Annotated in this window: 23 protein-coding genes; 12 read left to right on the forward strand and 11 right to left on the reverse strand. The window is 68.0% G+C overall.

Features of this window, described 5'->3' with window-relative positions:
* Window positions 1-49: 49 nt before the first annotated feature.
* From dusA to ABNK63_RS14550, 7 genes are all read right to left on the reverse strand, one after another.
* A complete protein-coding gene (dusA, locus tag ABNK63_RS14520) occupies window positions 50-1030 on the reverse strand; it encodes a tRNA dihydrouridine(20/20a) synthase DusA (protein ID WP_040673307.1) in 981 nt (326 codons plus the stop codon).
* A 62-nt stretch (window positions 1031-1092) separates the two neighbouring features.
* Window positions 1093-1341, reverse strand: coding sequence for a hypothetical protein (locus tag ABNK63_RS14525; RefSeq protein ID WP_007808272.1), 249 nt, complete (start codon window positions 1339-1341; stop codon window positions 1093-1095).
* Window positions 1342-1347: 6 nt separating this feature from the next.
* On the reverse strand, window positions 1348-2673 hold the full coding sequence (locus ABNK63_RS14530; protein ID WP_007808273.1) for a C2 family cysteine protease: 1326 nt from the start codon (window positions 2671-2673) through the stop codon (window positions 1348-1350).
* A gap of 224 nt (window positions 2674-2897) precedes the next feature.
* Window positions 2898-5087, reverse strand: coding sequence for a hypothetical protein (locus tag ABNK63_RS14535; RefSeq protein ID WP_007808274.1), 2190 nt, complete (start codon window positions 5085-5087; stop codon window positions 2898-2900).
* 177 nt (window positions 5088-5264) lie between these two features.
* On the reverse strand, window positions 5265-6599 hold the full coding sequence (locus tag ABNK63_RS14540; protein WP_007808275.1) for a hypothetical protein: 1335 nt from the start codon (window positions 6597-6599) through the stop codon (window positions 5265-5267).
* A 246-nt stretch (window positions 6600-6845) separates the two neighbouring features.
* Entirely contained in the window at window positions 6846-7823 is a 978-nt protein-coding gene (locus tag ABNK63_RS14545; RefSeq protein ID WP_157582168.1) for a sigma-54 dependent transcriptional regulator, read from the reverse strand.
* A gap of 270 nt (window positions 7824-8093) precedes the next feature.
* Window positions 8094-8726, reverse strand: coding sequence for a TMEM175 family protein (locus ABNK63_RS14550; RefSeq protein WP_350016020.1), 633 nt, complete (start codon window positions 8724-8726; stop codon window positions 8094-8096).
* A gap of 240 nt (window positions 8727-8966) precedes the next feature.
* On the opposite strand from ABNK63_RS14550, the gene ABNK63_RS14555 reads away from it, so the two are divergent.
* Together ABNK63_RS14555 and ABNK63_RS14560 are read left to right on the forward strand one after the other, a co-directional pair.
* Complete coding sequence (locus ABNK63_RS14555) at window positions 8967-9743, forward strand: ferredoxin--NADP reductase (protein ID WP_350016021.1); 777 nt, start codon at window positions 8967-8969, stop codon at window positions 9741-9743.
* An 84-nt stretch (window positions 9744-9827) separates the two neighbouring features.
* A complete protein-coding gene (locus ABNK63_RS14560) occupies window positions 9828-10310 on the forward strand; it encodes a DUF456 domain-containing protein (protein ID WP_007808279.1) in 483 nt (160 codons plus the stop codon).
* 22 nt (window positions 10311-10332) lie between these two features.
* Here the strand turns inward: ABNK63_RS14560 and ABNK63_RS14565 are convergent, their stop codons facing one another.
* Together ABNK63_RS14565 and ABNK63_RS14570 are read right to left on the reverse strand one after the other, a co-directional pair.
* Window positions 10333-11001 (reverse strand): hemolysin III family protein, encoded by a 669-nt coding sequence (locus ABNK63_RS14565; protein WP_007808280.1) that lies wholly within the window; start codon window positions 10999-11001, stop codon window positions 10333-10335.
* A gap of 90 nt (window positions 11002-11091) precedes the next feature.
* A complete protein-coding gene (locus tag ABNK63_RS14570) occupies window positions 11092-11475 on the reverse strand; it encodes a hypothetical protein (protein ID WP_238530929.1) in 384 nt (127 codons plus the stop codon).
* A gap of 341 nt (window positions 11476-11816) precedes the next feature.
* Between ABNK63_RS14570 and ABNK63_RS14575 the strand changes: the two genes are divergently transcribed.
* From ABNK63_RS14575 to ABNK63_RS14595, 5 genes are all read left to right on the forward strand, one after another.
* The gene (locus ABNK63_RS14575; protein WP_007808282.1) at window positions 11817-12485 is read left to right on the forward strand and encodes an energy transducer TonB; all 669 of its coding nucleotides are present in this window, start codon (window positions 11817-11819) and stop codon (window positions 12483-12485) included.
* 132 nt (window positions 12486-12617) lie between these two features.
* On the forward strand, window positions 12618-13190 hold the full coding sequence (locus ABNK63_RS14580) for a cysteine dioxygenase (RefSeq protein ID WP_007808283.1): 573 nt from the start codon (window positions 12618-12620) through the stop codon (window positions 13188-13190).
* Between the two features lie 25 nt (window positions 13191-13215).
* Window positions 13216-14580, forward strand: coding sequence for an FAD/NAD(P)-binding protein (locus ABNK63_RS14585; protein ID WP_350016022.1), 1365 nt, complete (start codon window positions 13216-13218; stop codon window positions 14578-14580).
* A 19-nt stretch (window positions 14581-14599) separates the two neighbouring features.
* Window positions 14600-15994, forward strand: a complete 1395-nt coding sequence (cls, locus tag ABNK63_RS14590) for a cardiolipin synthase (RefSeq protein WP_350016023.1) — start codon at window positions 14600-14602, stop codon at window positions 15992-15994.
* Between the two features lie 46 nt (window positions 15995-16040).
* Entirely contained in the window at window positions 16041-16286 is a 246-nt protein-coding gene (locus ABNK63_RS14595) for a hypothetical protein (RefSeq protein ID WP_350016024.1), read from the forward strand.
* A gap of 93 nt (window positions 16287-16379) precedes the next feature.
* Here the strand turns inward: ABNK63_RS14595 and ABNK63_RS14600 are convergent, their stop codons facing one another.
* The gene (locus tag ABNK63_RS14600; protein ID WP_350016025.1) at window positions 16380-19439 is read right to left on the reverse strand and encodes a TonB-dependent receptor; all 3060 of its coding nucleotides are present in this window, start codon (window positions 19437-19439) and stop codon (window positions 16380-16382) included.
* Between the two features lie 357 nt (window positions 19440-19796).
* Window positions 19797-20510, reverse strand: a complete 714-nt coding sequence (locus tag ABNK63_RS14605; protein WP_350016026.1) for an AraC family transcriptional regulator — start codon at window positions 20508-20510, stop codon at window positions 19797-19799.
* Window positions 20511-20661: 151 nt separating this feature from the next.
* Here ABNK63_RS14605 and ABNK63_RS14610 point away from each other — a divergent pair, with 151 nt between their 5' ends.
* Genes ABNK63_RS14610 through ABNK63_RS14630 form a run of 5 tightly spaced genes read left to right on the forward strand, consistent with a single transcriptional unit; the run spans window position 20662 to window position 25141 of the window.
* Window positions 20662-21603 (forward strand): proline racemase family protein, encoded by a 942-nt coding sequence (locus tag ABNK63_RS14610; protein WP_350016027.1) that lies wholly within the window; start codon window positions 20662-20664, stop codon window positions 21601-21603.
* Window positions 21600-22700: an FAD-dependent oxidoreductase gene (locus tag ABNK63_RS14615; RefSeq protein ID WP_350016028.1), complete on the forward strand. Its 1101-nt coding sequence runs from the start codon at window positions 21600-21602 to the stop codon at window positions 22698-22700. The genes ABNK63_RS14610 and ABNK63_RS14615 overlap by 4 nt, the downstream gene beginning before the upstream one ends.
* Complete coding sequence (locus ABNK63_RS14620) at window positions 22697-22942, forward strand: 2Fe-2S iron-sulfur cluster-binding protein (protein ID WP_350016029.1); 246 nt, start codon at window positions 22697-22699, stop codon at window positions 22940-22942. Before ABNK63_RS14615 ends, ABNK63_RS14620 begins: the two co-directional genes overlap by 4 nt.
* Window positions 22935-24239, forward strand: coding sequence for an FAD/NAD(P)-binding oxidoreductase (locus ABNK63_RS14625; RefSeq protein ID WP_350016030.1), 1305 nt, complete (start codon window positions 22935-22937; stop codon window positions 24237-24239). The genes ABNK63_RS14620 and ABNK63_RS14625 overlap by 8 nt, the downstream gene beginning before the upstream one ends.
* Window positions 24236-25141 (forward strand): dihydrodipicolinate synthase family protein, encoded by a 906-nt coding sequence (locus ABNK63_RS14630; protein ID WP_350016031.1) that lies wholly within the window; start codon window positions 24236-24238, stop codon window positions 25139-25141. The genes ABNK63_RS14625 and ABNK63_RS14630 overlap by 4 nt, the downstream gene beginning before the upstream one ends.

The raw sequence follows: 25141 nt of genomic DNA on the forward strand, positions 1-25141 counted from the left end.
CCCAGACTAGGCAATCAGGGCTGAATACTGACCGGATGGACGGCGACTGTCACGCCGCCGCACACGGCAGCGCAGCGCGCTCCAGCAGTTCCCAGCCCGCACCCGGCAGATGGGCGCCTTCGCTGATCGTGCGACGGAACGCGCGCGCGCCAGGCTCCCCCTGATACAGGCCGAGCAGGTGCCGGCTGATGTGCTTCAACGCGGTGCCCCGGGCCAGCTCGGCCTCGACGTAGGGACGCAGGTGCTCCAGCACGCTCTCGCGGCTGGGCAAGGGCTCGCCGTGCAGCTCGTGCTCGATCTGCGCCAGCAGGTAGGGGTCGTGATAGGCAGCCCGGCCCAGCATCACCCCGTCCAGCTGCGCCAGGTGTCCGCGCACCTGCGCCACGCTGGTGATGCCGCCGTTGATCACCACCACCAGCTGGGGGAACTCGCGCTTGAGCCGATACACCCGCTCGTAGTCCAGCGGCGGTATCTCGCGGTTTTCCTTCGGCGACAGGCCTTTCAGCCAGGCCTTGCGCGCATGCACCACCAGCACCTCGACGCCGGCGCCCAGCATCTGTTCGGTGAAGTGCTGCAGGCCGGCGTAGTCGTCCTGGTCGTCCACCCCGATGCGGCACTTCACCGTCACCGGAATGCCGACCGCATCACGCATCGCCCTGACGCAATCGGCGACCAGCGCCGGTTCGTACATCAGACAGGCGCCGAAGCGGCCGGACTGCACCCGGTCCGAGGGACAACCGACGTTGAGGTTGATCTCGTCGTAGCCCGCCTCGGCGCCGAAGCGGGCGGCCTGCGCCAGCTCCCCGGGATCGCTGCCACCCAGCTGCAGGGCCACCGGGTGCTCCTGCTGGCTGTGCTCCAGCAGGCGCAACTGGCGGCCACGGACCAGCGCCGCGCTGGTCACCATCTCGGTATACAGCCGCGAACGCGGCGACAGCAGCCGGTGGAAATAGCGGCAGTGCCGATCGGTCCAGTCCATCATCGGCGCCACGCAGAGGCGCCATGGCAGGGCAAAAGCAGGGTCATTCATGCGCCTAGTGTACGTGCTGGCGACGGCCGGCCCGGCGTGGCCGGCACGTCGCCTGCCTGACGTCAGCGCTGGCGCGAAGTACCGGCCCGTCGTTCGAGGCCGTACAGCGCCTCGCCGTCGGGCAGGGGATCGCGGCGCAGCAGTCCCTCGCTCACCAGCGCATCGAGCACCTGCCCGATGCGCTGGTGGCCGGTTTCCAGCCGTTGCCGCGGCAGCCACCAGCTGACGATGCCGCGCAGGGTATCCGCCGCCTGCGGGTGTGAGCGCAGGTAGGCGAGTACCTCGCGCCTCACCTCGGCATCGTCCGGCATCGCCGTTCAATGTGCCGTGCCGAAACCGGCGAAGTATTTCTTGAACGCCCCGATCTCCATCGCGAACACGCCGTCGTTGTCCTTCAGCGTGATCGGTCGCCACCAGCTCACGTCGTACATGGAAATCGTGGCGTCCAGCACGCTGCTGGTCGCCTCGGTATTGCCCCAGGGATTGCGCAGCACGATCCAGCGCCGGCAGTCGCGATAGGCCCAGCCCAGCACCGTGTAGCAGTGCGAGCCGACGATGTGCGCGCTGGAATAGTCCACGTGGTCGGGGGCGGCATCGCCGGTCGAGTAGGTCCACGCCGTCATCGGATTGAAGGTGCGATACGACAGGCAGTTGGACCGCAGCAGGTGCCACAGGTCGTCGGCGCTGCGGCTGGCCGTGTCGTAGTAATGGCGGGCGCCGCCATTGAGCTGGGCGGTGGCCCACACGCAGTCGCCCCAGGCGGTCTGCGTGATGTCGGGCATGTCGCTGGAGGTCCCCGTCTTCAGCTTGGCGTAGGCCTTCTCGTAGACGGCCGGCCATGACTCGCCCGCTTCCCTGGAACGGCAGTAGATCGGGTAGCCGGACGCGGTCAGCGGCACCGCCTCGGTGACCTCGATCGACTTGTCCGGCGCACCGCCCGAGTCGGGCTTGCAGAAGTTGATCTGGTCATTGAACTGGGTCTGGCTGGTTCCGGTTGCCCGGGTCAGGTGCGCGATCCGGAACGGCGTTGCCCAGGCGATCGCCGAAAGCGCCGCGATGTAATAGCAGTTGGCCACCGCACCCTGGACCGGGTCGAAGAACTCGGCGGTCTCGTGGAAGAACTCGCCCGAGGTGGCCCAGTGCGCACCCGGTGGCGTCCAGCCCTGGATCGCGTTGAGCACGATTTTCGGATCGAAGGTGATCGAGCGGACGACGTCCGCCGACAGGGAGCGTCCCAGCACCAGCGCGCGCATTGCCGGCGGCAGGCTCAGCGAAACGCGCAGGCGCGAATAGCGTGACAGGTCGCCGCACAGGATCGGCCAGTCGAGGATGGACTTGAGCTCGGGCACCCGCGCCATCTCGGCCAGGGTCGTGTACTGGTCGAGGCTGGCCAGCCCGCCCGCCTCGGCGTCGCTGCCGTCCCGGGGCAGCTGCACATCGAGCAGCGGCGAGCGCTCGCGCACCAGGTTGAGCTGCTTGTCCAACGCCACGCCCACGTAGAGCGGGCCGCCGTACTTGGGATCGAACAGCTCCTCGTACGGCGTGGCCAGCACCTGCTCCAGCACGCTGGCGGGGTCGGGTACGGCATTCCAAGGAATCGGCTGGCCGGAAACCAGGTCGGCCAGCGCATACGGATTGATCACCGCGCAGTTCTGGCCCTGCGCTCCCGTCGACGCAGCTGCCCGTGATGCGGCGTCCTTCGCGGCCGCCGGTTTCGGCGCCGACGATTTCGGGCTCGATGTTTTCGCTGTGGAAGTTCTTGACGTGGCCATGTCCCTCTCCTTTCGGTGGTTGCCGACGCATCCGCGTCGCGATTCATTCGCCAGCCGCATCCCGGTGGCCGACCGGCTCACCGGGAACCGGCGGATCACGGGTGCACGACGCCACGCTCGGCGAGCGCAAAGGCGATCAGCCGGCTGTCGTCGATGCCCAGGCGCTGGTAGCCGTCGGTGGCCTTGCCATAGACCCGCAGCGATCCGGCGAAGGCCGCATTGACGCAACTGCCGACCAGACTCGCGGGCGTGAAGTCCCGCTGGTAGTAGCCGGCCACCTTCACATAGGGCGCGGAAACCGTCGCCGCGCTGGATGCCGCCACCTCGACGTACGGCGTCAGCGTGGAGCCCTCCGGCAGTACGTGCGATCCACGCGTGACGTCGAAGTCGAACACCGCATGCTGGTTGGGATGCGCCGCGAGATAGCGCAGGCGCACCAGGTCACCGGGGTGATAGCGCAGGAAACCGCAGTCGTCGCTGGCCGACACGCCGCCGATGCTCGGCTGCGGCAGATCCGCCTGCACCCGGTTGTTGTCCACATGCACGCGCATGACATAGGCGCCGCCGGCTTCCTCGGCGGCCGTGGACAGGCGGGTCGTGCTGCCGTCGGCATTGCGCGCCAGGAAGCGGAAGCTGCCCGCGCCCGGCATGACCTGATGGCCGGCGGGATCGAACACCTCGATCTTCACCTCGAAGACACCGGCATCGTCGGTGAGGTTGTCCGGGGACAACGGCGGCGCGGCCAGCATCGTGTTCCACCCCGCCCCCACCTCGCCCAGGTTGCCCTCGGTCCATTCGCGCACCAGCACGGTGGCCGGATCGGTGCCGCGCGCCGGCGGCGTCTGCGGCTTGAACTCGAACAGGCCGCTGTGACTGCCCACCGTCACCGGACCGACGGGATAGCTTTCGTAGGTCGGCAGCCGGTCCGAATATTCCATCCGGTAGCCGCGCGCCAGCGGTGCGCTGATCGGCGTCCAGCTCGGATCGTCCGCACCGGTGTTTGGCGAGGCACCGAGGTGACGCCACGAATAGCGGTAGTACCTGATCCCGCTGGACGGAATGAAGTACGAGTCGTCGTGGATGAAGTTCAGCGTGCCGCCGAACGGAGCGTTGTAGAGCCAGCCCAGCGAGGTCCCGGTCTGGTAGTCGAGCATGCCGTCGGGCCGCACCCATCCGGCCGGCGCCGGCGGCGCGCCGGGCGGAATGCCCCAGATCGGCGCGTTGGCGATCGCGTACGGCAGCATGAACAGGGTGACCCCGGGTGGAACGTCATACGGCGGTTCCTCGCAGGCCACGGCGCCCGGCAGGTTGATCACGACTTCCGAGCCGCAGGGATAATTCCAGTGCGTGCCGCAACCGATCGACGGGCGGTACACCGTGGTCCAGACACCGCCCTGGAACTGCTCGACCCAGAAGTACAGGTCGGGCTGGTCGGCACAGTCGTGGAAGATCAGCGCCGCAAAGCGCCCGTCGCTGTCGGCATCGATCGTGGTCAGCGCATCGACCCGGAAGTAGCCCCACAGGTAGGTGAGGTCGCACAGGTGGATGGCGATGATGCTGGCCAGCCCGAGCAGCTGACGGCGGGCCTGTCCGGCCGACTGTGCTGCGGTCAGTGCCGCCGCGTGCAGGGCCAGGGTCTCCGCGCCGGTCGATGCCGGCGCCTGCGGCAGCGGCGATTCCGCGGCGGCGGGCAACATGGCACTGCGCGTCATGATCGGCCCGGCCAGCGGGCCGGGATCGGGGATCGGCGGAAACGGCAGCGGTCGCAACTGCAGCTTGTGCAGCAGGTCGTCGCGCAGGCGCAGGATGTCCAGGTCGGGCAGCTTCTCGATCACCAGCCGGATGCGATCGACCTCGCAGACATGCACGCGCGCGTGACAGACCGGCAATTCCCTGGCGCTGCCGTCGGGCAGGTTGAAGCGCTTGACCAGCCGGCCCCGCACGTAGCACAGGCACCAGTGCGGAAAGATGTAGGTCGGCAGCTTCAGCTGCAGCACCGGCTTGTCCAGCAGCAGGCGCGTGGCCTTGGCGTAACCGCCCATCCGCTTCAGGGCCGCCGCGGTCGGCACCGGCTGGCCTTTCTCCGTGGGTGGACCGAGGATCAGCTCGACCATCTGGCCGTCCATTGCGGCGGGCAGCTCGATCACGGCAGCGCCATCGTTCAACGGCGCCTGGCCCAGCGCGACTCCCTGGCGGTTGAAGGCATAGGCCTGCAGCGCGGGCACTTCGCCCTGGTCGCTGAATTCGACCTTGATCTGCAGGCGGGCGGACTTTTCTGATTTCATGGCAAGACTCCTGAATTGAGGGGTGGCTTGATGGTCGATATCCGCGACGAACCACCGCTCCGGCACGCACGCCCGGCTGCCATGCAAGCGGATGCCGGCGGGGTGCGTGTTGCGACTGGGGTGGTTGTCCGTTGCGACAGCGGGCGTTGGAAGCCGGCCCGAAGAACCGTTTCGTGATTACGCGGTGCCGCTTTCGGCAACCGGACAGCAGCGGTATTCCTGCGCCTTGTCCAGCAACTCGATCTGCCGCTGGAGCAACTGGTTCTGCAGGTCGAGCCGGACGATTTCGAGCTGGGTCTTCTTCTGCAGCTCGGGCTCGCAGATGTTGCAGTCGTCGAAGCAGCCCTTGACGATGACGCCGGCGGTCGGCAACGAGGTGTCACGCGTGTACTCGAACTGCGTGCGCGCATCGGCGGCGAACCCGCCGGTCCTGGGATCGAGCAGCTTGCGTTCGACCAGTTGCTTGTCCACCTCGGCCAGCGCGGCCTTGCGCACATCGTCCGGCAAGGGGGTCTGCACATTCACCGGCACCGAAAGTGCCACCAGGTTGAAGCGCGACTGCAGCGTCGCCGGGGCAGCGCCGGCCTGCGCTTGCAACGCCTCGCTTTGCAGCCCGCGGCTCTCGATATCGAGTCGCTTGGCATTCATCGCCGGCACTTCCTGCGGCATCACCGCCACCGCACCCCTGGCGCGGATGGGGTTGGCCAGCAACGGCGCCGGCGCCACCGGATCAAGCACCCGACGCTCGATCGCCACCAGCTCGAACGACAGCGTCTCGATCTTGTTGATGCGGTAGAACAGGAAGGTCAGCGCGTGGCAGGCATTGGGATTGGCGAACTCGCGCGACGAGGCCTCGTACTGGTCCTCCGTCTCGCCCTGCTGATGGGCGCGCGTGGACACCTCGCCCACGGACATCGAGTGCGCCTTGCGCGTGGATTCCACCGACAGGTTGTCGGCCATGCGGGCCTGCGCCGAATGCTGCTGGAGATATTCGAAGGTCGATTCGGCGTTGTGGCTGCCGTGGGCGTTGGCATCGGCGCTGGCGGACATGAAGCCGATCGAGCCGCTGGCGTCGCCGTGGAAATCCCACGATCCCTGGTCGGTGTTGCGCGTCGAACCATTGTCCTGGCTGTTCTGGTCCGACATGAACGAGCGCAGCGAAGACATGCGGTATTGCTCCTCCGACATCTGCTCGCTGCGGTAGCTGAGGTTCGACTCGCTGTCGAAGCTGAAGCGACTGCGCCGGTCGGTGGTGGCCAGCCTTACCTTCTCGCCCGGGAGCAAGGTGGTGGTGTAGACGACATCGCCCAGGGCCATGGGCCCGGAACAGCGCTTGAAGCGCGTATGCAGGATGACTTCGACGTTGACCTGCTGGCCGCTGCGCGTGCGTATCGTGGTGGGAAACAGCAGGCGACGACGCATGTCCATCACGTCGCACACCGGCTGGGTGTCGAGGTTCGGGCAGCAGGGAATGTCCTTGTACTTGGTCAACGGGGTGGCGGGGGTGGCCATGACGATCTCCTTTCGTTCCGGATGGCAGGTTCGCGTCGGAACACCGGCTGTTTCGCCGCCGGTTCCGTGCTCGAGGGGAAGCTACGCAACGAACATGCCAATGGCAGGAGGTCGCCAAACGGGCTGCCGCAACGGATCGGAGCCGTCGTGCCGGGACGACCGGGTCGGGATGAACCCGTTTCGACAACGCACCCGGGGAAAACTTGACCCGGGCAGGAATGCGAAGGTGCGCGCCGCGCGTGCCGCTCAGTCCGGGCGGAACTGCCTGGTCTCGATGCCGTTCTTCAGCAGCAGCTTGCCGAGCTGGCGACGCTCGGTGCCGGACAGGCGGGCGGCGGCACTGATGTTGCCGCAGGCCTGCTGCATCAACCGGGTGAGGTAGTCCAGTTCGAACTGGCGGATGGCATGCAGCTTGGCCGCGGCGAATGCCAGGTCCGGTTCATGGGCACGCCGGCGCGGGGCGGCCGCGATACCCGCGAATGCCGGTTCGACCGCGCGCAACCGGGCCAGTCCGATGACCGCCTCTTCGCTGCCCAGGTAGGCTCGCAGCGCCACGTGGTCCAGTTCGCGCACATTGCCCGGCCACGCATGCGCCATCATTGCCTCGATGGCGTCGTCGCCCCAGCGCCTGGCCGGGCCCTGCAGCCGCCGCGCCACGGCGTCGAGGAAATGCCGGGCCAGCAGGGCGACATCGTCGCCACGCTCGCGCAGGGGAGGCAGCCGCAGGTACAGCGCGTTGAGCCGGTAATGCAGGTCGCGGCGGAAGCGTCCGGCTGCCACCTGCCGTTCCAGGCTGGCGTTGGTGGCGGCGATGATGCGCGCATCGGAGACGCGCGCCGCGCCACCGCCGACCGGACGGTATTCGTTGTCCTGCAGGAAGCGCAGCAGGGTCACCTGGCCCTTGTCCGACAGCGCGTCGACCTCGTCCAGGAACAGGGTGCCGCCACGCGCGTGATCGACCAGCCCGGGCTGGGCCTGCTTGGCGTCGGTGAAAGCGCCGCGACCATGCCCGAACAGTTCGTTCTCGATCAGGCTGTCGGGGATCGCGCCGCAGTTGACCGGCACGAAGGGGTGGTCGCGGCGGGCACCGGCATAGTGGATTTCACGAGCCGCCAGCTCCTTGCCGGTGCCGGTCTCGCCCTCGATCAACACCTGCACGTCGCAGCCGGCGTAACGCTGCAGCTGCGCCCGCACGGCCTGGATTGCCATGGATTGGCCGAGCATCACCGGCATCACCCGCCCCCGCATTCACCCAAAAGAACCCTGGCACGCCATGCCGGCATGCCGCGAAATCCCCCTGGTATCCATCATGGTCCGGCCCTGGCCCACGACCAGCAGCGACGATGCGACAAGCGGGCCGTTGCCGCTGCCGTCCCGGGAGGCCGTTGTCTGTAGTACCTGCGCCCTGGACGCTGTAGTACATCGCCTTGTTCCGGCCTGGCCCCGGCAAACCGCCGCTGTCCTTGCCGTGTCGGGTGTTCAGCGCGGCCGGCGTCAGCTCCGATCGCGCCCACGCAAAACCCGCAACCGCTTGGCCGACAGCAGCGCCAGCGCCAGCAGGGTCACCACCACCGACGCCCAGCGCAGATGTGCCTCGTGCAGGGCAAGCGCAGCGAAAATCAGCGCCCCGGCGAACAGTTCCAGCAGCCACTGGCGTGCCTTCTGCCGGGGCAGATCGGGCGCCAGCCCGGCAAGGAATGCGACATGCAGCCACAGCACCGCCATGCAGGCGTAGGTAGCGCCCAGCGCTATCCCGTAGACCAGCAGGCCCTGGCCCTGCTGAAAGCCCTCGAACACGAAGCGGATCACCACCGGCATCAGCGCCACCAGGCTGAGCAGCAGCAGGTTGATCGCCGTGCCCACCGGGTCGATGTCGCGCAGATGGGCCACGATGCGCCGATGGAAGGCCCACACCGTGCCGATCAGGAAGAAGCTCAGGAAATAGATCAGCAGGGGCGTCGCCCAGGCCTCCCACAGCGTCTTACCCGGCAACGCCTCGGGCTTGATCTCGATCGCCGACAGCGTGATGGCGATGGCGAACACGCCATCGGAAAGCATGACCAGTCGGTCCAGGTGACGCTGGCCGACGTGATGATCCGAAACCGCCTGCGTGACGCGATGATCCATCGTCTCCTTCCCCTTCGTTCGCCTGTGGCCGAATGCCGCATGATGCCGCAGATCACCGCGCGGGTCTGCGACAGGCAGGCGGTGGATCGCGTATCCTTGGCAGCCACGTCGCCGCGCTCATTCCGGCGCTCGCAAGGCACCGTGGCCACACTGGCACCCTCCCCGCGAGTCCCCAGCTCCGCCCCGCCGGAGGGCCCGGCGCGCGACTCCCCGAACCAGCGACGACGCGAGACAACCGACATGGTGGCAATGGCAACCGAGCACGTGATCGACGTGCAGCACTGGAACGACAGCCTGTTCTCGTTCCGCACCACGCGCGATCCCGGCTTCCGCTTCGACAGCGGCCAGTTCGTGATGATCGGCCTGGAAACGGACGGCCGTCCGCTGATGCGCGCGTACTCGATCGCCAGCGCCAGCTGGGAGGAGCACCTGGAGTTCTTCTCGATCAAGGTCGCCGACGGCCCACTGACCTCGCGCCTGCAGCACCTGAAGCCCGGCGATCCGCTGATCGTCACGCGCAAACCCACCGGCACCCTGGTGCTGACCGACCTCAAGCCCGGGAAGAACCTGTACCTGCTGGGCACCGGCACCGGGCTGGCGCCGTTCATGAGCATCATCCGCGACCCCGACACCTATGAGCGCTTCGACCGGATCGTGCTGGCCCACGGCGTGCGCCGGATCGAGGACCTTGCCTACGCGCACTATCTCGAACACGAGCTGCCGCAGCACGAATACCTGGGCGAGCTGGTGCGCGAGAAACTGATCTACTACCCCACCGTGACCCGGGAACCGTTCCGTCACCGCGGCCGCATCACCGACGCGATCGTCGATGGCGTGATGAGCGAGGCGGTCGGCCTGCCGCCGCTGAGCCCGGTCACCGACCGCGTGATGCTGTGCGGCAGTCCGGCGATGCTGGACGACCTGTGCGCCCTGCTCGACGGCCGCGGCTTCCAGGCCTCGCCGCGCACCCGCGCGCCGGGCGACTACGTGATCGAGCGGGCCTTCGTGGAGAAGTAGCCGGGCGGGCGAGCGGTGGTGTTCCCGCCGCGCCGCCTTGTTTCTGCTTCAATGCAGGCATCGCCACGCGGGAAACACCAGCCGATGGATATCGCCCTGTACGTGCTCGCCGCCCTGCTGATCGTCGGCGGCCTCGCCGGGTCGGTGCTGCCGGCCCTGCCGGGCATCCCGATGGTTTTCGGCGGGATCTGGCTGGTCGCCGCCGTGGACGATTACCGGCACCTGGGCCTGTGGTGGCTGCTGATCATCGGGGCGCTGGGCACGCTCGGCGTCATCGTCGACTTCATCGCCGGCACGCTGGGCGCCAAACGGGTCGGCGCCAGCCAACGCGCGTTGTGGGGCGCCACCATCGGCACCTTTGTCGGCATGTTCTTCGGCATCCCGGGCCTGCTGCTCGGGCCGTTCGCGGGCGCGCTGGTCGGCGAGCTCGCCTCCGGCACCAGCGTGCTGCGTTCGGCGCACGTGGGTGCGGCGACGTGGCTTGGACTGTTGCTGGGCACCCTGTTCAAGCTGGTGCTGTCGTTCCTGATGGTGGGCCTGTTCGGCCTGGCGATGCTGTTCGGCTGAACCGCTCGGCGACGCGGCGGACTCACACGGGCCCGTCGGGAATCACGTACAGCAGCACGGCGAGGAAGTGCAGCACGCTGCCGGCCAGCACGAACACATGCCACAGCGCGTGGTGATACGGCAGTCGTCGCCACAGGTAGAACGGCACGCCCAGGGTATAGGCCAGGCCGCCGGCCAGCAGCAGCGCGGTGCCGCCGCCCTGCAGGTGCTTGCTGAGCGGCTCGAAAGCCACCATGCCGATCCAGCCCATCCCCACGTACAGCAACACCGCCAGCTTGTGGTAGCGCTTGAGCAAGCCGAGCTCGAGCGCGCTGCCCGCCAGGGCCAGCGTCCACACCGCGGCAAACAGGCTCCAGCCCCACACCCCGGGCAGCGCGATCAGGGTGAACGGGGTGTAGGTGCCGGCGATCAGCACATAGATCGCGATGTGATCGAGCGCGCGCAGCGTCGGCTTGGCGGCGACCAGGGGGATCGAGTGATACAGCGTGGAGGCGGTGTAGAGCAGCACCAGCGAGGTGCCGAACACGGCGCAGGCCACCACCGTCAGCGCATTGCCATGCAGCGCCGCGAAGGCCACCAGGGTTGCCAGCCCGGCGATGCTCAGCACGATGCCCAGGCCGTGGATGATGCTGCTGGCAAGTTCGTCGCCGAAGCTGTAGCTCGGCATGGCGGTGCCGGACAAGGCGGTCATGGGTTTCTCCGGGGAACGCGGGGACGCGCAGCTCTACCTTAACCGCGCGCCCGCCTTGTGCATACCGCGGCGCATGGTCGCGCCGTCACACTATTCGATGATGAAGGCACCGAAGGCCACGCCCAGGTTCCAGCCCTCGCCCTTGCCGCTGAGCGCCAGCGAGACGCTGCCCTTGGTCAGCACCTGCGCAGCGGCGGATTTCGACGCGCCCGCATGTGCCTCGGCATCGGCATAGCTGCCCAGCACGTCGCGCACGCCGGTCACGCCGCTGAACTTGCCGATGCCGTTGCTGATCTTCGTCTTGCCGAAGGTCAGGCCACCGCCCTTGGCCCGCAGCTTCACGTTGAGGCTCTGGCCGTTGCTGCAGCGGACCGTGCCGGTGCCCTTGGCGGTCTTGTAGAACACCGACCAGCCGGACAGCTGGAAAGTCATCTTGCACGAAATGTCGCCCGCCCGCGCCGGCGCACCCAGCATCAGTCCGCTGCACGCCAGCACGACCACGCCCGCCCATTTGATCACGTTCATCCTGTTGCCTCGTCGCCTGCCGGCCGGTTGCCGTCGCCTGATTGTTGCAGGACAGCTGCGCGCTTCGCGAGCGCCAGTGTCCGCACGGCGGCGGGGACTGATGGTCGGGGGCGCAGCCGCAGAAAAAATCCCCGGCGGACGACCGCACCCGGCAAACCCGCATTTGGCCATCCAGACGTCCTGTTGCGCAAGTGCGGTTTGGCGGCATAGGCTCGGGTCGCGGCAGCACGATCCCCCTGCTCACGCAGCGTGACCGCCGCAACATCCCCACCGATGTCAGGAGGTTGACCATGTCTCCCGCAAGCCTGGCTGTTGCTCACCGTACCCATCCCGACCCCGCGCGCATCGCGGCCATCAGCGCCGCCATCGCACTCAACCTGGCGGTGATCATGATCGCGACGAGGCCTTCGGGCCCGGCGTTCTTCCACGCGATCCAGCGGCTCAACCCGATACCCACGATCAGCTTCATTCCGCCACCGGAGCCGGTGATACCGCCACCACCGGTCGAGGTGCTGCCGCTGCCGCATCCACCCGTGGCGCCACCGGTGGTCCACCACCTGACGCCGATCAGCCCGCCGGTGGCGACACCCGTCGCCGACGGCAACGTGCCGGTGGCGCCGGTCACCACGCCCACCCTGCTGCCGGCGGGCACGACCACCGGACCCGCGGTGGACACCGCACCGGTCGAAGCCAGCCTGGCCTATCGTTCGGCCCCGCTGCACTTCCCCACCCGCGCGTTGCAGCAACGCATGCACGGCACCGTGCTGCTGCGCGTGCTGGTGGATGAGACCGGCAAACCGGTGCAGGTGACGGTGGAGCGCGGCAGTGGTTACCTGCTGCTGGATCGCAGCGCCATCCAGCAGGTGCTGGACGGCTGGCGCTTCCAGCCCGCCATGGTCGACGGACGGGCGGTGCGTGCGCTGGCGCGGGTGCCGGTGACGTTCAATCTGCGCGAATGAAGGGCGCCGCGACACGGCGCCCGGGCCGTTCCGGCGGCACGCCGGGCGCCGTCGTCACGGCTGTCCAGCTCAACAACCTGTTAACGATGCGCATGATCCACTTGCGTCCATTCACCCTGCCAGGTTCCACGCATGGGCACGCATCGACACCTCCTGAAAACCCTGCGCAGCATCGCGATCGAACACGCCGGCTCCGCCCAACCCGACCTTGCCTCGATGGCCCGCGAACTGGGCCGCGTGGTGCACCAGGACGCCTCGTCCATCGCCACCCGGCTGGCCTCGCTGCGGCGGCGGCAGCGCGGCTTCGAGCAGATCCTGCTGACCCGGCGCAACAAGCCGCCACTGAGCCTGTGGATCGTCGCCTGGCCGGCGAACCACGTTTCCCCGCTGCGCGAACATGGCGCGTGGGGGCTGGAGATGGCCCTGGTCGGCGCACTGGAAGTGCAATCCTGCCGGCGCGAAGCCGCCTCGAACGAACTGACGGTGCAGGATCGCCAATGGCTTGGCCCGGGTGACGGCGCCTGGTTCGACGGCGAGGCCCGCCAGCTGCGCCGCTGCCGCAACCTGTCGCGCTACGAGACAGCCCTTTCGCTACACGTCTACGGCGATGACATGGCCGACTACGCCACGGCCGGGCGGGTCGGGCCGGCCGGGCAGCTGATGGTCGCGCCACGCCGCATCACCGCCAGCCGCATGCACGGCTGATCTGCAACCCGACGAAAGAAGCGCCATGTTTCGACGCCTTGCCATCATCGGCGGTGGTGCCGCGGCCGCCAGTTTGCTCAGCGAACTGCTGGAACGCGACGCCACCCCGCCCTTGCAACTGGACTGGTTCACCGGCGGTGGCCATCCCGCCCGCGGCGTGGCGTACGCCACCACGTCCGAGCAGCACCTGCTGAACGTGCGGGCGGCATCGATGAGCATGTTCGCCGGCAAGCCGCGCGGCTTCCTCGACTTCGTGCAGCGCAGCGATCCGGCCGTCAACGGCACCGACTTCCTGCCGCGCCGGCTTTACGGCGACTACCTCGAGGCCGAGGTGGCGCGGGCTCTGAAGCAGGGCCAGGCACGCGGCCATCACGTCAACCTGATTCCCTTCGCGGTGGACGCGCTGGTGCCGGAAACCGACGGCGTCACCGTGATCCATGGCGAGGAAAGCCATCGCGTCGACGCGGCCGTGCTGGCGCTCGGTGCGCTGCCGCCACAGCCGCTGGGCGTGGTGGGCGAAGCGGCGCTGGCCAGCGGCCGCTACATCGTCGATCCGTGGCGCCTGCTGGCCGGCGCCCACCAGACGCCGCCGCCGCGCAAGGTGGTGCTGGTGGGACTGGGGCTGACCGCCGTCGACGTCGTGCTGGAGCTCTCCACGCGCTGGCCGCAGGCCGGGTTCGTCGGCCTGTCCCGCCACGGCCGTTTCCCCGAGGTGCACCTGCACAACGCGGCATTGCCCGTCGACGATGGCGCCGGGCTGGTCGAGGCGATGCGCGATGCACCCGAAATCCGCCAGTGGACACGCCTGCTGCGCGAAGCCATCGGCCAGCCCGGCATCGAATGGCGGGCCGTGGTGGACAGCCTGCGCCCGCACCTGTCCGGCCTGTGGGCCGAACTTCCGCTGGAGCAGCGTTCGCGTTTCATGCGGCACGCACGCTGGGCGTGGGAGCGCACGCGCCATCGCATGGCGCCGGCAGTCCACGACGCGGTTGATGCCCTGGAGCGCAGTGGCCGGCTGCAACGTCGATGCGGGCGACTGCACGCAGTGGAGGTCGATGGCGCCTCGCTGCGACTGACCATGGCCCACGCCGGCGTCGTCGAGACGCTGGATGCCGACCTGGTGATCCAGACGGTCGGGCTGGACACGGACCTGCGTCGCAGCAACCATCGACTGATCAGCCAGTTGCTCACCAACGCGCACATCCAGGCCGATCCGCTGGGCCTGGGCGTGATCGCCGACCGCAACGGCCGCCTGCAGCACGGAGACCGGCATTGGCCCCACCTGTTCGCCATCGGCAGCCTGTTGCGCGGCACGCTGTGGGAGTCCACCGCGATGCCGGAAATCCGCCAGCAGGCACGCCACCTGGCCGACCAGCTGCTGGACGGCTGAGCCGCCCGCCGCGCCCCCGATGACGGCCGGCGCACTCACCAGCTGCATCCTCCTGCTGCACGCGCTGGGCCTGCTCGCCGCGATGCATGCGGTGATGCACACGCGCACCCCGCAAGGCGCGATCGGCTGGGCGTTTGGCCTGTTGCTGCTGCCCTACGTCACCCTGCTGCCTTATCTCTATCTCGGCTCCAGCCGCTTCCTTGGTTACCGTGTGGGTCACCAGGCGCCAAGGGAACATCCGGCAGCGACCGGGGCGGACGACGAACCGGCCACCGATCCGGCCTGCCCCGGCTACGCCGCGATCAGCGCCCTGCAGGGGCGGCCATTCCGCAGCGGCAACCGGCTGCGCCTGCTGATCGATGGTGACGCCGCCTTCGACACCATGCTGGCGGCGATGGCCGAGGCACGGCACTGCCTGCTGCTGCAGTTCTTCATCATCCATGACGATGCGCTGGGTCGGCGCCTGCAGCAGGTCCTGCTGCAGCAAGCCGCCGCCGGGGTGCGCGTCTGCGTGCTGTTCGACGGCATCGGCAGCCATGCGCTGCCACGCAGCTACGTCGAGACCCTGCGTGCCGGTGGCGTGCAGATCCACCGCTTCGCCACGCATCGCTGGCGCAACCGGCTGCAGCTCAACTTCCGCAACCATCGCAAGATCGTGGTGGTCGATGGCGCGCGCGGCTATGTCGGCGGGCTCAACGTGGGTGACGAATACCTTGGCCTGAAGCCGCCGCTGGCGCCGTGGCGCGACACCATGCTGGAACTGCGCGGACCGGTGGTGGCCGACCTGCAGCAGCTGTTTGCCGACGACTGGCAGTGGATCACCGGCAGCACGCCACCGCTGCTGCCGGTGCCGACTGAAGACGGGCACGCCAGCGCGCTGATCGTGGCCAGTGGCCCGGCCGATCCGCAGGAAACCGGCTCGCTGTTCTTCACTGCCGCGATCAACGCGGCGCGCCAGCGCGTGTGGCTCAGCACGCCCTACTTCATCCCCGACCACGCGGTGCGTGCGGCGCTGCAGCTGGCCGTGCTGCGGGGCGTGGACGTGCGCATCCTGACCCCCTCGCGCCCCGACCATCGCACCGTTTTCCTGGCCTCGACCCTGCACGCCCACGAAGCCGTGCGCGCCGGCATCAAGGTGTTCCGCTACCAGCCGGGCTTCCTGCACCAGAAGGCCTTGCTGATCGATCGCGAGGCCGCGGCGATCGGCAGCATGAACCTGGACAGCCGCTCGTTCCGCCTGAACTTCGAGGTGCTCGCGCTGGTGGTCGACCACGGCTTCGCCGCGGATGTCGCCGTCATGCTGCTGGATGATTTCCGGCGCGCCCGCGCCATCGACGAGCACGAATACCGCGACGCGTCCTACCTGCGCCGGGTCGCCATGCACGTGGCGCGATTGTTCGACCCGCTGCTGTAACCACCATGCGAGGCAGGACAACCGCCAACTCGCCCTGTTGCCTGGCATGACGGCCGTCGGCGTTTCCGCCTCTGCCTTCGCCACCGGCGAACCGGCCCATCTTGTCGGACGCACGCTGTCGATCGACGGCAACACCTGGCGCCACCAGTTCTTCGTGCCGGACGGCTGGACGGCTGAAAGGAACTGGCCGGTCGTGCTGTTCCTGCATGGCGGCGGCGGCGGGCGTGGCGGCGACCAGGTTGGCGCGGGCGCGATCATCGTTCTCAAAAAAAGGAGCCGGCAGGGTCGCTGACGGCTCAAGTCTGGGGAGCGGGTGAAACGGCCTTGCGGCCGCCGGAGCCGGATGGCAGCCGTGCTCGCGCAAGGCTGCCGTGGCGCTGGAAAATCAGAAATCGTAGGTCACGCCGAAGCGCACGTAGCGTGGCTGGGATTGCGAAACCGCCATGCCGTAGGTCGGGTCCAGCGCGCCGGTCTCGCCATAGAAGGGCGAGGTCTGCGTGGTGACCCGATTGTCCAGCACGTTGTAGACCATGACGTTGAAGGCGAGCTTCTTTTCCGCCCACAACGGGCGGTACTCGGTGCTCAGGCTGAGCGTGTATTGCCACGGGTTGTGACCCGCATCACCCGGCCGCGACGGCACGCCGCCGCACCAGTGGTAGTAGTCGCCGTACCCGGTGGGGTTCGATTCCGCCGGCCCGAATTTTCCAAGGCAGCTGCGCGGCGCGCCGGAAATGATCGCCAGGTTGCCGGACACCAGCCACTCCGCCGCCAGCTGATAGGAGCCGTACGCCTTGAGCTGGTGGCGCCGGCTGTTGGAGAGTTCGCCGTTGGCATACTGCATCAGCGAGCCGAAATCCCAGTCCACCGTGGCCGAGACGTCGGTCTGGCCGATGTCCGTGCGCACCTGGCCTTCGCTGTTGCCGTAGCTGCGCGAGAACAGGTAGTCGACCTTGCCAAACCATTTGCCGTCAAACGGGTGTTCCAGATAGACGTCCAGACCGTAATAGTGGCGCTTGATGCCGGAGTTGAATCCGAAATCGGCGGTCGTCATCGGCACCGAGTAGTAGCCACTGCCATCCAGCTTGGCCACCTTCAGGATATTGGTGCGCCCCGGGTTGAACAGATAGGCGCCGGAGATCAGGCCGGCGTCGTAAGTGGCCGGATCGATGCCCATGCGATCCATCTTGGCCGCGACGGACGCGGAGTCACTGTAGTCGTCGATCGCGGTGCGCAGGTTGCGGTAGGTGGCCTTGGCGCCATACACCCACGCATCGCCAAGCTTTCTGTCGAAGCCGGCAATGAACTCGTCCTGGTACTCGGATTTCAGGTTGGTGGCCGCCACCGTGTTCGGGTCTTTCGACTGGCCGTATTCGCGGTTGGCCGAGATCGGTGCGCCAAGCCCACGGCTGGTGTCGATCGGCGTCAGCCCGGTCGGCTGGCCGTGGGCATCGATGCCGGTATAGGTGAAGTATTCGCGGGTGTACAGCGGTGCACCGGCCTGGCGCATCGCCACGGTGGCCGGCATCGCCAGGAAGTAGCGACCCGCGTTGCCGTACACCTTGAAGCTGGAGTCGCCATTGACGTCCCAGCTGAAGCCGACACGGGGCGCCCATTGCGGCTTGGTCAGGCGCAGATAGGCCACGCCGTTGGGGTTGTAGTTGGTGAACTGGTCGTTGCGGATACCGAACTTGACCATCCAGCGGTCGTTGATCTGCCAGGAATCCTCGAGGTATTGCGCACGCTGTTCCACCCGCACCGAGCCGCCGCCGTAGCGCTTGTACTTGGCCACGTAGTAGCCCGTGCCGCCACCGGGATAGCCGTTCGGTGCGGCGACATAGGGATCGTCTCCCGGTGCACCGATGATCGGGTTGCCCGGTGCACCCTTGTTGTATTCCCACGCAAAACCCTGTCCGGCCATCTTGTTGCCGTCGTGCAGGTCCTGCACGGACTGATTGTCGATACCGCCGGTCAGCGTGTGATCACCGAGCCGGTAGCTCAGGTCCAGCCGAAGATTGGTATTCCGGGTGGTGTGCGCGGGGTCGTTGACCGCACCGACCGTGCCCGGGCTGGTGATCACCGTGCCGCCGTTCAGCGCGGGATTCTGGTTGTACGACGAGTACAGCCGCGGATAGGTCGGGTCGTAGCCGATGATCTCGTTGTAGTAGGTGCCATCCATGCGCCCGTACAACACCGACAAGGTGAGGTTGTCGGTGAGGTAGCTGGTGAACTTGCCGGTGTACAGGTCCGCACCCACCTTGGTCGACACCGCATGGCTGTTGAAACTGCCCGTGGCGCCGGTGGCATAGTCGTAGTTGTACACATCCGCCGAGTACGCGCGCTTGGTCGAGGCACCGGTGACTTCGAGGATGTTGCTGTCATTGATGTTCCAGTCCAGCTTGGCGTACCACTTCGGGTAGTCGTTGCGATAGCGCGTGCTGAGGTTCGAGTCGGTCGAGCTGGTGCTGTTGCCCTGGCGGCGCTCGGCCTCGACCGACGCAAACACGAACAGCTTGTCCTTGATCAGCGGGCCACCGGCATACAGGCTTTCCACCGTGGTCCACGAATTTTCGTCGGCGTTGCGGTTGTAAAGCTTGCCCTTGTCCGGGCCGTTGACGTAGTCGATGTCGCGCTGTTCGCCACGTGCAAACGCCGGCGTCCACGACAGTTGCGCACCGAATTGCCAGGTGTCGGTGCCGCGCTTGCCCACCTGGTTGATCACCCCGCCGTCCGAGCGACCATAGGCTGCGCTGTAGCCGCCGTTGAGGATTTCCTGCTGGTCGATGGAGCCATACGGCAAGGCGAAGCCGCCAAAGCCGCTGAGCGGATCGGTCGTATTGAATCCGTTGATGTAATAGGCGTTCTCGGTCACCGAGGAGCCGCCGAACGAGACCAGCGCGTTGCCGGTCGGACCGCCGAAATAGTCGCTGCCGGCAACCACGCCGGGCGCCAGCAGCGCGATCGCCTCGGCGCTGCGCGCCAGCGGCAACCTGGCCAGTTGCTCGGCGGTGATGACGGTGCGCGAGTCCACCGAGGTGACGTCGATCGAAGGCAGTGCATTGGCGCTGACCGACACGGACGACAGCTCGCTGACATCAGCCCTTGCAGCCTTGCCAAACGATACTTCGGCGCCCGAGCCGACCCGCAAACTGACGTTCGAGCGCGAGTCCACCACCTTCCCGTCGCGCAGCAAGTTGACGGTATAGGTGCCCAGCGGCAGCGAAGTCAGCGCATAGTGCCCTTGCGCGTCGATGGTGGCCTGGCGGGTCACGCCGGAGGCGCTGCTGACTACCACCGTTGCGCCCTGGGCGTCGGGCACCTGCCCGAAAATGCTGCCGGTCGTGGCTTGGCCGTGGGCTGCACCGACCAGGCACATTCCGGAGAAGAGCGCGGTCGCCAGCAAGTTCCGGCGCAGCAAGACGCCCCTCGCGGGGGAATGATTTTTCATCGGTAGTTCTCTCCAGATGCGTTTCGTAAAAGGTCGAACCGCGCCGTCCCTGCATCGATGGCCGCGGCATGGCCGGGGGAGAAGTCGGTCGTTCCGCCAACGCGATTTCCGGGCCTGCCCCGATCGGCCCGTCACGCAACGCTGCCTGCCTGGAAGTGCTCTGGCGCCCCGTTTCCCCGCGCGCAGCGAGTTCCATGGCGGAACGGAACCAAGCGTGGACGACGCCACGGCGCAGCGTCTTGTCGATTCAACGCGAAGCGCATGCGGAAATCCGCACAGCGGGGCATGCGCCATCGCCCGTCGCCATCGCCCGTCGGCGGTCGGCCATCGCGCGCAGCCAAGGCCCCTAAATGCCGCTCAGGGCTTGCTCCCCTGCTGCAGGTTGCGGAAGTCCCGGGGCGTCATCCCCACCGTGGCCTTGAACTGGCGCGCGAACGCGCTCTGGTCGGTGAAGCCGCAGGCCAGCCCTATGTCCGCGACGCTGGACGTGCCCTGCAGCAGGCGCATGGCTGACTCGATGCGCAGCTTGGTCAGCGCTTGTTGCGGGGTCAGCTGGAACACCCGACGGAAGTGGCGTTCCAGTTGCGCCACCGACACTTCGGCCAGTTCGGCCAGGCTGCTCACCCGCACGCTTTCCGCAAAATGCAGTTGCATGAATTCAATCACCCGGATCAACCGCGGATAGGTGGGATGCCGTCCATCGGGCTTGCTCAGGTCACGCGAAATGCCGATCACTCCACACACTTCGCCGCGCTGTCGCAGCGGGTATTTGCAGGTCAGGCACCAGCCCGGTGCGCGGTTCGGAAGGATGTGCACTTCCAGCTGGTTCTCGATGGTTTCACCGCTCAGCGCACGCCGGTCCTGCAACGCATAGGACGGACCCAGTGCGCGCGGAAACACCTCGGTCACATGGCGCCCGACCACCTCGTCACGACGCTTCAGGCCCAGCCGCCTGACCAGGGTGAGATTGGCATGGGTGTAGCGCCCCGAGCTGTCCTTGACGAAGAACACCACGTCCGGCAAGGCGTCAAACAAGCCCTGCAATTCACATGCTGAAATCTTCATGTCCATGAACTTTTCCCCGGGTATCCCGATCCAGCGAAACAGCCGATCCGGACAGTAACAAGTCGCGCGGCGCGATGGATGTGTTGTGCTCAATTCCGCATGGAACCTTGACAGGCCCGCCTAGACGCCTCCGGCCATCCGCCACGACCATGGCCGGATGCACACCATCCACGTCATTGACTCCCACACCGGTGGCGAGCCCACCCGCGTCGTCATCGGCGGCATGCCCGATCTCGGCACCGGCTCGCTCGCCGAACAACGCCAGCGCTTCCAGCAGGAACACGATCATTGGCGCAGCGCGATCACCTGCGAACCGCGCGGCTCCCACACCATGGTCGGCGCCCTGCTGCGCCCGGCGGTGAACCCCGGTTCGTGCACGGGGGTGATCTTCTTCAACAATGTCGGCTACCTCGGCATGTGCGGGCACGGCAGCATCGGCGTGGTCCGCACCCTGATGCACATGGGACAGATCGGCCCCGGCCGCCACGCGCTGGACACACCGGTGGGCACCGTCGGCGTGGAGTTGCACGCGGACGGCCGCATCTCGATCGACAATGTCGAGAGCTATCGGCATGCGGCCGACGTGCAGGTCAGCGTGCCCGGCCACGGCACGGTGCGCGGCGACATCGCCTGGGGTGGCAACTGGTTCTTCATCACCAGTGATGTGCCATTGCCGCTGGAGGTCCGCCACCAGCGCGAGCTTGGCGCCTATACCGAGGCGATCCGCCAGGCGCTGGAAGCCGAAGGCATCACCGGTGCCGACGGCGCGGCGATCGATCACATCGAGATCAACGCCCACACCGCCGCCATCGACACCGATGCGCGCAACTTCGTGCTGTGTCCCGGCTTGGCCTACGACCGCTCGCCCTGTGGCACCGGCACCAGCGCCAAGCTGGCCTGCCTCGCCGCCGACGGCAAGCTCGCACCCGGCGCGCTGTGGCGCCAGGAAAGCATCCTTGGCAGCGTGTTCGAGGCCTGCTACCGCCCGGGCGGGCGTGGTGTGTTGCCGCGCATCAGCGGCAGCGCCTACGTCACCGGCCAGGGCGTGTTGCTGATCGACGACGACGATGCCTTCGCCTGGGGCAGCGGCGCCTTGTGAGCAGTTACGACCTCATCGTGGTGGGTGCCGGCATCATCGGTGCCAGCTGTGCGCATGAGGCAAGCGTGGCCGGCTTGCGCGTCGCCATCGTCGAACCCGGGCCGATCGGCGGCGGTGCCACCGCCTGCTCGATGGGGCACCTGGTGGCGATGGACGACGATCCCGCCGAGTTGGCGCTGGCGCGCTATTCCCTGCGGCGCTGGGAAACCTACGCCGGGCTGGCCGCGGCCGAATTCAGCCGCTGCGGCACCTTGTGGGTGGCGCGCAACGACAGCGAACTGGCCAGTATCGCGCCACGCATTGCAAGGCTGAGCGCCTCCGGCGGCACCGCGCACGCCGTCGACGCGCAAACCCTGTACCAACTTGAACCCACGCTGGCGCCAGGGCTGGCCGGCGGCATGCTGGTGGCCGACGAGGCCGTGGTCTATCCGCCGCGGGTGGCACAGCATCTGGTGCAATGTGCGCAGCAGCGCGGCGCCCGCCTGTACGCCGGGCGTTTCGTGCGACGACTGGGCCGTGCCTCGGCCTCGCTCGATGATGGCAGCCTGCTGTCCGGCCCCCTGTTGCTGGCCACCGGCGGCGCACTGCCGCGCCTGCTGCCGCAATTGCCGATGCGTCCGCGCAAGGGACATCTGCTGATCACCGAGCGCTATCCCGGCGTGCTGCGCCACCAGGTGCTGGAGCTGGGCTACGCCGACAGCGCCCACGGCACCGCCGACAGCAGCGTCGCGTTCAACGTGCAGCCGCGCCCGACCGGCCAGATCCTGATCGGTTCCTCGCGCGAGTTCGACGTGGAGGACCGGGCCGTCTCGCCGGCGATGTTGCAGCGGATGCTGCGCCGCGCGTTCCAGTTCCTGCCCGTGCTGCAGCAACTGCAGGGCCTGCGCGCGTGGACCGGCCTGCGTCCCGCCACGCCGGATGGACGTCCGTACCTTGGCGCCGTTGCCGACCACCCCGACCTGTGGGTGGCCGCCGGTCACGAGGGACTCGGCGTGACCACCGCCCTGGGCAGTGCCCGCCTGCTGATCGACCTGCTGCTCGGCCACACACCGGCAATCGACCCGGCGCCTTACGCGCCGACGCGGGCGCTGGCATGAAGGCGGTGCGCGTGCTGGTCAACGGCCGGGCCGTCAGCGTACCGGCCGATGCCAGCGTCGCCGCGGCGATCGCGCTGGCCGCGCCGGCATGCTTCCGCCGTTCGGTCACCGGTCAACCGCGCGCGGCGCTGTGCGGCATGGGCGTGTGCTTCGAGTGCCGCGTGCGGATCAACGACGTGATGCACGTTCGTGCATGCATGACGCCGGTGCGCGAGGGCATGCAGGTACGCACCGATGACTGAGCATTACGACGTGCTGGTGGTCGGTGCCGGGCCGGCCGGCCTGGCGGCCGCACAAGCGGCTGCCGGCCACGGCGCGCGCGTGGGACTGCTCGACGCGCAACCGCGCCAGGGCGGACAGGTGTGGCGGCACGATGCGCTGCACGGTGCGCCAGCTGCCGCGCACCGCGCGATGACCCGGCTCGCGGCTCAACCATCGGTCAGCTGGCTGGCCCAGCACCAGGTCATCGGCGCCGACCCGCACAGCTTGTTGGTCGAGACGCCGCGCAGCGCGGTCGAGCTTTCGTTCGGCAGCCTGGTGGTCGCCACCGGCGCGCGTGAACTGCTGCTGCCGTTTCCGGGCTGGACCCTGCCCGGCGTGACCGGCGCCGGTGGACTGCAGGCGTTGGCCAAGCAAGCCTGGCCGGTGCAGGGAAAGCGCGTGCTGGTCGCCGGCAGCGGCCCGCTGTTGCTGGCGGCAGCCGCCACCTTGCATCGCCACGGCGCACAGGTGCTCGGCATCCACGAGCAGGCCTCCGCCACCGCGATGTGTACGTTCGCATGGCAGTTGTGGCGCTGGCCCTCGCGCATGCTGCAAGCGCTGCAGCTGCGCGCCACCCTGCGCGGCATTCCGTATCACTTCGGCTCGTTCGTCAGCCGTGCCCACGGCGATGGCGGATTGAGCGCCGTGGATATCCGCACGCCGCGCGGCAGCTTCCGCATCGAGTGCGACCTGCTGGCCGTCGGCCATGGGCTGGTGCCCAATGTGGAATTGCCCGGCATGCTGGGCTGCACGCTCGACCGGCACGGCGCGCACGCTGCCACACGGGTGGACGACCTGCTGCGCACCAGCGTGACGAACGTGTATGCCGCCGGTGAGAGCTGCGGCATCGGCGGACTTGCCGCCGCACGCATCGAAGGACTTATCGCCGGGCACATGGCGGCCGGCGCCGACACGGCCGCCGTCGCCCTGCTCGGCCAACGCCGACGCGCACGCCGCTTCGCCGACGTGCTGGCGCGGCATTTTTCGCTGGATCCCCAACTGCACGCGCTCGCCGACGCCGGCACCATCGTCTGTCGCTGTGAAGACGTCACCCTCGGCGCACTCGAGCACTTTGTCGACTCACGCGCCGCCCGACTGGCCACGCGCTGCGGCATGGGCGCCTGCCAGGGACGCATCTGCGGCAGCGCGCTGGCCGAGCTCGGCCGCTTCCCGCGCGGCGACGGCCGCCCACCGATTTTTCCCGCCCGACTGGCCACGCTGGCCACCAGCGCCATTCCCGCCTTTCTTTCGCACGATTCTGGAGACCATCACGCATGACCACGCACGCACTCTGGCAAGGCGTCATTCCCGCCATCACCACGCCATTCAACGCTGACGGCACGGTGGACCACGACTTCCTCGCCCTCCATGCCGGCAAGCTGCTCGACGCCGGCTGCACCGGCGTGGTCCCGCTGGGCTCGCTGGGCGAGGCGGCGACACTGGGTTTCGACGAAAAGGTGGCGATCATGCGCACCCTGGTCGCCGCCGTGGGCGACCGCGCGCCGGTGATTCCCGGCATTGCGGCGCTGTCCACCGACGAGGGCGTGCGACTGGCGCGCGAGGCCAAGCTGGCCGGCTGCGCGGCGCTGATGGTGCTGCCGCCGTATGTGTACTCCTCCGACTGGCGCGAAATGAGCGCCTACGTATCGGCGGTGATCGAGGCCACCGATCTGCCATGCATGCTCTACAACAATCCGGTGGCGTACAAGACCGACTTCTCGCCCGAACAGATCGCCGCGCTGGCCGCCGAGCACCCGAATGTGCAGGCGGTGAAGGAATCGTCCGGCGAGATCCGCCGTTTCGCCGCGCTGAAGTCGCTGCTGGGCGACCGACTGCAACTGCTGGTCGGCATGGACGACGCGCTGGTCGAAGGCGTCTGCATGGGTGCCACCGGCTGGATCGCCGGGCTGGTCAACGCGTACCCGAAGGAATCGGTGCGCCTGTTCGAGCTGGCCCGCGAAGGCGGCTCCGCCGCTGCCGCCGAGCTGTACGCATGGTTCCTGCCGCTGTTGCGGCTCGACACCGTGCCGAAGTTTGTGCAGCTGATCAAGCTGGTGCAGCAGGTAGTGGGATTGGGCAGCGAGCGCGTGCGCGCACCGCGACTGGTGCTCGAAGGCGCCGAGCGCGAAGGCGCGATGCGCGTGATCAAGCACGCCATCGCCACCCACCCGGAGCCTTGA

This window comes from Rhodanobacter sp. IGA1.0, from assembly GCF_040208325.1.
GTDB lineage: Bacteria > Pseudomonadota > Gammaproteobacteria > Xanthomonadales > Rhodanobacteraceae > Rhodanobacter > Rhodanobacter spathiphylli.

Excerpts from the sequence above, each read along its gene's own strand:
- dusA (WP_040673307.1), bottom strand. The coding sequence starts at position 1,030 with ATGAATGACCCTGCTTTTGCCCTGCCATGGCGCCTCTGCGTGGCGCCG.
- ABNK63_RS14525 (WP_007808272.1), bottom strand. The coding sequence starts at position 1,341 with ATGCCGGACGATGCCGAGGTGAGGCGCGAGGTACTCGCCTACCTGCGC.
- ABNK63_RS14535 (WP_007808274.1), bottom strand. The coding sequence starts at position 5,087 with ATGAAATCAGAAAAGTCCGCCCGCCTGCAGATCAAGGTCGAATTCAGC.
- ABNK63_RS14540 (WP_007808275.1), bottom strand. The coding sequence starts at position 6,599 with ATGGCCACCCCCGCCACCCCGTTGACCAAGTACAAGGACATTCCCTGC.
- ABNK63_RS14545 (WP_157582168.1), bottom strand. The coding sequence starts at position 7,823 with ATGCTCGGCCAATCCATGGCAATCCAGGCCGTGCGGGCGCAGCTGCAG.
- ABNK63_RS14550 (WP_350016020.1), bottom strand. The coding sequence starts at position 8,726 with ATGGATCATCGCGTCACGCAGGCGGTTTCGGATCATCACGTCGGCCAG.
- ABNK63_RS14555 (WP_350016021.1), top strand. The coding sequence starts at position 8,967 with ATGGTGGCAATGGCAACCGAGCACGTGATCGACGTGCAGCACTGGAAC.
- ABNK63_RS14560 (WP_007808279.1), top strand. The coding sequence starts at position 9,828 with ATGGATATCGCCCTGTACGTGCTCGCCGCCCTGCTGATCGTCGGCGGC.
- ABNK63_RS14565 (WP_007808280.1), bottom strand. The coding sequence starts at position 11,001 with ATGACCGCCTTGTCCGGCACCGCCATGCCGAGCTACAGCTTCGGCGAC.
- ABNK63_RS14570 (WP_238530929.1), bottom strand. The coding sequence starts at position 11,475 with ATGCTGGGTGCGCCGGCGCGGGCGGGCGACATTTCGTGCAAGATGACT.
- ABNK63_RS14575 (WP_007808282.1), top strand. The coding sequence starts at position 11,817 with ATGTCTCCCGCAAGCCTGGCTGTTGCTCACCGTACCCATCCCGACCCC.
- ABNK63_RS14580 (WP_007808283.1), top strand. The coding sequence starts at position 12,618 with ATGGGCACGCATCGACACCTCCTGAAAACCCTGCGCAGCATCGCGATC.
- ABNK63_RS14585 (WP_350016022.1), top strand. The coding sequence starts at position 13,216 with ATGTTTCGACGCCTTGCCATCATCGGCGGTGGTGCCGCGGCCGCCAGT.
- cls (WP_350016023.1), top strand. The coding sequence starts at position 14,600 with ATGACGGCCGGCGCACTCACCAGCTGCATCCTCCTGCTGCACGCGCTG.
- ABNK63_RS14595 (WP_350016024.1), top strand. The coding sequence starts at position 16,041 with ATGACGGCCGTCGGCGTTTCCGCCTCTGCCTTCGCCACCGGCGAACCG.
- ABNK63_RS14600 (WP_350016025.1), bottom strand. The coding sequence starts at position 19,439 with ATGAAAAATCATTCCCCCGCGAGGGGCGTCTTGCTGCGCCGGAACTTG.
- ABNK63_RS14605 (WP_350016026.1), bottom strand. The coding sequence starts at position 20,510 with ATGGACATGAAGATTTCAGCATGTGAATTGCAGGGCTTGTTTGACGCC.
- ABNK63_RS14610 (WP_350016027.1), top strand. The coding sequence starts at position 20,662 with ATGCACACCATCCACGTCATTGACTCCCACACCGGTGGCGAGCCCACC.
- ABNK63_RS14620 (WP_350016029.1), top strand. The coding sequence starts at position 22,697 with ATGAAGGCGGTGCGCGTGCTGGTCAACGGCCGGGCCGTCAGCGTACCG.
- ABNK63_RS14625 (WP_350016030.1), top strand. The coding sequence starts at position 22,935 with ATGACTGAGCATTACGACGTGCTGGTGGTCGGTGCCGGGCCGGCCGGC.
- ABNK63_RS14630 (WP_350016031.1), top strand. The coding sequence starts at position 24,236 with ATGACCACGCACGCACTCTGGCAAGGCGTCATTCCCGCCATCACCACG.